Source organism: Diaphorobacter ruginosibacter, from assembly GCF_040396215.1.
Taxonomy (GTDB): domain Bacteria; phylum Pseudomonadota; class Gammaproteobacteria; order Burkholderiales; family Burkholderiaceae_C; genus Diaphorobacter_A; species Diaphorobacter_A ruginosibacter_A.
Genome location: NZ_JBEBOW010000167.1, coordinates 1 through 6,364 on the forward strand (window position 1 = coordinate 1; position 6,364 = coordinate 6,364).

General features: G+C 71.8%; 1 protein-coding gene. It reads right to left on the bottom strand.

Annotated elements, in window-relative coordinates; genetic code table 11:
• The coding region (locus ABWP92_RS15750; protein ID WP_353236349.1) for a two-partner secretion domain-containing protein at positions 1-6,326 on the bottom strand (6,326 nt) is incomplete at its 3' end.
• Between the last annotated feature and the right edge of the window lie 38 nt (positions 6,327-6,364).

Here is a 6,364-nt window from a genome sequence, read left to right on the forward strand (position 1 = left end):
CTGAGGAGGGGGTCCTTCAGGTCGAGGCGGGGGCCGCCCGGGGTGCCGGATGTGCCGCCGGAAGTGTCGCCGGTGGTGCCCGCTCCCCCCGGGGCGAGCGCGTCGCCGGCTCCGCTGGCGCGCTCGCCCGCATCGGCGCCCGCGCCGCTGGTGTCCGTGGCGGCTGCCGTGGGGCCGGTGGGCGCGTCGGGGCCATCAAGCTCCAGGGTCTGCCCGGTGGCGTTGGCTGCGCCCGCGCCGCCGGCGTCCTCCACGGCGCCGGTGTCGATGTTCTTGCCGCGCGCGTCCTGCACGAGGGGCAGGCCGGTGTCCGGGTCGATGGCGGGCTTGATGGTGAGATCGCCGCCGTTGATGATGAGCCCGTCGCCGACGATGGTTCCGGTCTGCGGCCCCACCAGCTCGAGGGTGGCGACTCCGGGGCCGGTGATCATGCGCGCTTCGCTGACGGACTGCACGTCCACCTGGACGGTGTTGCCGCCCGCGTCCTTGCCCTGGTAGGTGACGGTCTGCGCCACGCTTTGCTGCAGCGCTGTTGCATTGCTGTGCGCGCCAATGCGCGCATCGGAGGCGCTGTTGAGCAGCGTGCCCTGGTATGCGCCCTCCACGTAGAACTGCGCGCGCTGGGCCACGTCGGTGTAGCCGACGACGCTCACGTCCGTGAGGTCGTGGGGATAGCCCAGGACGTTGTAGGCGCCAGCGGCCACCACGGAGCCCGGCGAGCCTTCGTGGTAGGCGGCGCCGGAAGACAGGTTGTCCACGTCGCCGGTGGCGTTGCCCGCGATGGCGACGCTGCCGTAGTTGGTGAGCTTGCCGCTCCAGGTCACGTCGGAGGCGGCAACGCTCCAGCTTTGGTTGGCGGCCACCGAGACGCTGCCCACGTCGAGGTCGAGCCTTCCCAGCGCGACGAGGGCGTTGGAGCCCGCCGCATAGTCGCCCTCCATCGTGAGCGATGCGTCGCCCAGGCTGCCGACGGTGCCCGCCGCGTTGCCGAAGCTGCCTGCCTGGATGTCCAGCGTTTCGCCCGCGATCACGATGCCGTTGCCGGTGTTGTTGAAGGCGCCGCTGGTGTGGATGCCGATGGCGGCGGGCGGCGCGTCCTGCCCGTACACCACGCCCGCGTTGTCGAACGACGCGCCTTCGATCAGGATGTCCTGGCCGAGCAGTTGGCCGTCCTGGCCGTTGGCGATCGCGCCGCTGGCCTGCAGGCGCAGGCCGCTCGCGGCGGCGGCGCTGCCGTGGTTGACGATGGAGCCCGCTGTGACGTCGATGCTCTTGCCGGTGAGCGAGCCCCGGACATCTTCGCTGGCGGCCGCGTTGGTGAATGCGCCGGTCGTCGTGATCCGCAGAGCGCCGCCCGATTGCATCTGGCCGGTGTTCTCCAGCGCCGCGCCGGTGATGGTGAGGTCGCCCGCGCTGGTGATGATGCCGGTGTGCGGGCCGGAGTCCTTGCCGCTGGCGGTGTAGGGGTCGTTGACGCTGCGGGTGTTGACCAGCTCGCCATCGATCGTGATGGCGGCGGCGCTGATCACGCCTTCGTTGGCGGCGCTGTCCACGTTGACGTGGAGGCTGCCTCCCGCATGGATGACGCCGGGGTTCTGCGAGTACAGGTAGGTGTCCGGCGTGGTGCAGCCCAGCGGGTCGGGGCAGGTGCTGCTTTCCTGCAGCATGTTGTGCAGCGTGCCGCCGGTGATGCTCATGTCGCCGGAGGACTGCACCTGCCCGGAGTTGGCGAGCCCGCCGCCCAGGACCATGCCGCCCGCCGCGATGGCTGCGCTGTTGGTGACTCCCCCGCTCACGGCGAGGCTGCCCGAGGCGCTGACAGCGCCCGAGTTGGCGAGGCCGCCGGAGATGTCGATGGTGTTCGCGGCCAGCTCGCCCGCGTTGGACGTGGCGCCGAGCACGGCGCTTTGCGCGCCCACGCTGCCGCTGTTGTCAAGCGCCGCCATCTGGATCGCAGCGGCGGCGATATCGCCTGTATTGGTGGTGCTGCCGCTCACCGTCAGCCCCTGCTGCACATAGACCTGGCCTTGATTGGCGAGGCTGGCGGCGAGGCTCGCATCGCTGGCGGCGAGGATGCCCGCGTTGGCCAGCGCCCCGCCGCTGTAGGCGAGCGCGCCGCCCGCCTGGATCGCGCCCGCGTTGCCCAGGCCGCCCGCCGCGGCGAGGTTCATGTCGCCCGCGGCGCTCCAGGCGCCTTCCTGGCCGATCCGCGTCTTGCCGGTGGATTGGACCGTCAGCTCGCCCGCCGTGACGATGCCGCCCGCGTTCTGCAGGTTGCTGTCGATGTTGCGCGCCTTGATCGAGATGTCTTCCCGGGACTGGATGACGCCTTCGTTGAGCAGGTCGCCCGCCGTGTCGATCTGCACGGCCTGCCCGAAGGTCATCACGCCCTGGTTGTGGATCTTGCCGGTGCCGGCCTGCAGATCCGCCTGCCCGATGAAGAGGCTGTCGCCGCCGAATACCAGGTCTTGATGGGCATGGCCGCTGAAGCCGCCGCCGACCTGCAGCGCGCCGCCGAACGCCACGCTGCCCGCGCTGCTGCTGGCCGCGAGGCCGCCTTGCACGATGGTTGCGCCCGCCAGCGACACGTCGCCGCGCGCGGCAAGCGCCGCATCGCCCTGCGAGAAGAGGTCTGCGGCGATGCGGATATCTCCATCCGAGCTGGCGATCTGGCCCGAGCCGAACTGCGCGTCGCCGCCGATCCGCACGCCCTGGGCTCCTGCGATCCTGGCAAGGCCCGGCGTGGCGAGGCCGCCGCCGATATCGACGCTGCCTTGCGCGCTGGCGATATCGATGCCGCCATCGGCGACGACCATGTCCGCCACGCTCAGTGCCTTGCCGGCGCTGGCGTTCAACTGGCCCTGCGCCTGCAGCGCGCCGCCGTAGCTCTGCACGCCCGCGCTTTGCAGGCGGACGTCCGCGCCGGCCGAGACATCGCCCGCGCTGATGATGTCGCGCCCGGAGGCGGCCTCCAGCCCATTGCCCGCGGCCAGCGTGTTCACCAGGATGTCGCGCCCGGCCTGCACGCTGGCGCGGCCCTGCACGTACATGTCGCCGCTGACGACGTGGTCGCTGCCCGCCGCCGCCTGGTAGTCGCCGCCCGTTTGCAGGCTGCCAAGCAGGATGCCGTCCGCCGCGGCAAGCGTTGCCTTGTCGCCATTGGCGGCTGCCGCAATGATGCCGCCCGCCGTGATGCCCGCGCCGGAGGCCATGGAGAGCGCGCCGGTCGTTGCGACCCGCCCGCCCACGTTCGTGCCGCCGCTGGCGGAGGCGGTGTCGATCGAGGACGCAACGATGTCGTCCTGCACCTGGATGCCGCCCGCCGCCTGCAGGCGGGCGCTGCCGAGCGCCTCGGCGCCGGTGATGTCGATGTCCTGCCCCGCAACGCCCAGGCTGCCGCCCGCGGCCAGTTGCCCGGCCTGCACCGCGCCCTGCGCCCGCAGGCCGAGGTCGTGCTGCGCCGCCACGTCGCCTTGCACCGTCAGCCTGCCGCCGCTTTGCATGTCGATGCCGGATGCGGACTGCACGGCGCCCCGCACCATCACGTCGCCATCGGAGCGGGCCGTGAGCTCGCCCATGGCGACCAGGGCGGCGGCGCTGTCGATGCCGCCAGCGCCTGCCGTGAGGGAGGCCTCGCCCCCGGATTGCAGGCCGTGGGCCAGGCCGATGCGCTGCGCCTGCACGGCCACGCCGCTCGCGCCATAAAGTTCGCCGCCGATGGATACCGCGCCCGCCGTGCTCGCAAGGCTCGCCTTGTCGCCGGAGGCCACGGCATCGGCGATCAGAACGTCGCCCCGGGCCTGCGCGGTGATGGAGCCGCCCGCCAGCAGCGCATCCGCCGTGATGCCCGCGTTCGCGCTGCCCACGGACAGATCGCCCCCGGCCTGCAGCGTGCCCGAGACGGCAACGCCCTGCGCGCCCAAGACGCCGAGATCACGGCCGGCGGCGGCCTGTGCGAGCAGCACGTCCGATTGCGTGGATTCGATGGCCGCGTTGCCGCCCGCGCTCAGATCGCCCCAGACGCTGACGCGGCCGGCCGCCCGGATGTCCAGATCCTGTCCGGCGGCGACGAGCGCGGCGTCCACGTGGCCGGAGGCCGATCCCAGGGCCACGCTACCGAGCGCCTGCACGTCGCGCGCATCCACGCTGCCCTGCGCCTGCATGGACACGGAGGCGTTGGAGAGCACGTTCTGCGCGGCAATGCCGCCCTGCCCGGCCTGCAGCGCCACGTTGCCGCCCGCGAGCAACTCGCCCGGCAGCTCCAGCGTATCCTGCGCCTTCATCGTCACCGCGCCGTTGGCCAGCACGGAGCCGGACACCCGCACGTTCCCGCCCGTGACCGAGATGTTGTTGCCCGCCGTGACCGGCCCGGCGATGCCGGCATTGCCGCCCGCGTTCACGCTGACGTCGCGGCCCGCGAGGACCGAGTCCGCGAGCAGGGCGTTGCCGCCCGCCGTCAGGGCCACGCTGCCCGCGGCACGAATGGGGCCGGCCACGCCGATGTCCCCGCCCGCATTGACGCCGAGGTTGCCGCCGGTCGTGATGGAGCCATCGAACTGCGCATGGCCCGCCGCGCTCAGCCCGAACGAGCCGCCCACGTTGACGTTGCCCGCGGTCCTGAAGTCCTGGCGGACATTCAGGTTCATGTCGCCGCTGGTGTCGAGGTTGCCGCCCGCGTCGCCAAGCTGCAGGCTGCCCGCGTCGATCCGCGTGTGCGCCGCATCGAGATCGCCCGCGATGGAGACCTGCCCGCCCGAGATGCCGAGCTCCCGGCCCACGAGGGTCGTGCCGCCGACGCTGACCGAATCGCCGCCATTGAGCGCCAGGCTGTCGCCAACGACCAGGCGGGCGGAGGTGGCGACCTGCGAGGCGCAGACGTCGGCGCTGCCGTTGACCTGCAGGTTTCCCGCCAGGCTTGCGCTACGGCCCGCGCGCAGCCAGAGGTCCTCGCCCACGATGGCCGAGCCGGCGACGACGGCTGAATCGCTGGCGCTGATGGCGAGGTTCTTGCCGCTGGCGAAGCTGCCCCGCATCGCCACGTCCCGCGCCGCCAGGGTGGCCGAGCCCGCCGCCTGCGTGGTGCCGCGCGAGCCCAGTTCGATGGCCTTGCCGGCCTTCATCTCCAGGTTGCCGGCGGTGAGCAGCGCGGCATTCGAGGTGATCGCGCCGCGCTGGCTGTCCAGCGCGATGTCGCCCTGCGCGCTGACCGCGCCCTCGAGCACGACGCCGTCCTTGCCGCTCATCTGGATCTTCTCGTTGGCGGCCACGGTCCCGCCCGTGGTGATGGTGCCGTCCGCGCTGATGCGGATGTCGCGCGACGCGGCCACGTCGCCGGTGACGATGCGGCCCGCGCTGTGGATGTCCACATCCTGCTGGTAGGCGAGCACCGGGCCTTGCAGATTGACGCCCATGCCGGCGTCGGTCGAGACGACGGTGATCCGCCCGGCCGTCATGGCGCCGAGCGCGGTCGCGTCGATGGCCCATCCGGACACCGGCGCAGAGCCGGAGGCCGCGCCCGCGCCCAGGGAGGCCGCGCCCGCGCTCAGGTTGATGCTGGAGACGCCCTGGTTGAGATAGTGCGCGCGCAGCGGCCCGTCGATGTAGAGCTGCCCGCCGATCAGATCGAGCTGCCCGACGGTGCCTTCAACGCCGTTGCCTTCGATGGAGATCGTGCCGCCGCTGACGTTGAAGCCGACCCCGGAGGCCAGATCGAACGGGCTGGCCGCGCCGTTGACGTCCTGCAGCGTGATGGCCCCCGTGCTGAACGACAGGCGCGGCGTGTTGACCACGCCGCAGCCGTTGCAGGTGATGCCGTTGGGGTTGGCGATGATCACCGAAGCGGGCGCGCCGAAGACCTCCACCGTGCCATTGATCCGCCCCGCACTGCCGGTGACGGTCACTTCGTTGACGATGGTGTTCGCGCTCTGCCCGCCCGCCAGATTGGGGTTGGCGCCAGCCGCCCCGCCCAGCAGCGGCGTGCCGCCGATCAGGCTGTTGTTGAGCACCACGCCTTCTTCGGGCACGTCAAAACGCTCGTAGCGGTTCAGCGAGAGCCCCGAAGCGTTGGGCGTCGTGATGTTGACGATGGGCGCACTGCCGGGCGTGTTGATGATCCCTGGCTGAAACGCCACGGGCGCGCGCGGGTCGGCAATCGGCCCCCCGCCCACGCCCTGCGCGAGGGCCGCCGCGCCCATGCCGGTCTGGCTCAGCCAGAATAGGCCCAGAATCGCACAGCTGATCCGCCGCCGGGCCTTCAGCGAAAACATTCCATCCGCGCCTCTGCTGGTGAAACTGCCCATGCCGTTGTTGTTGTTCTTCTTCTCCATAACCCGCTCCCTCCGAACTTGCGGGCCCTTGCCTGCCC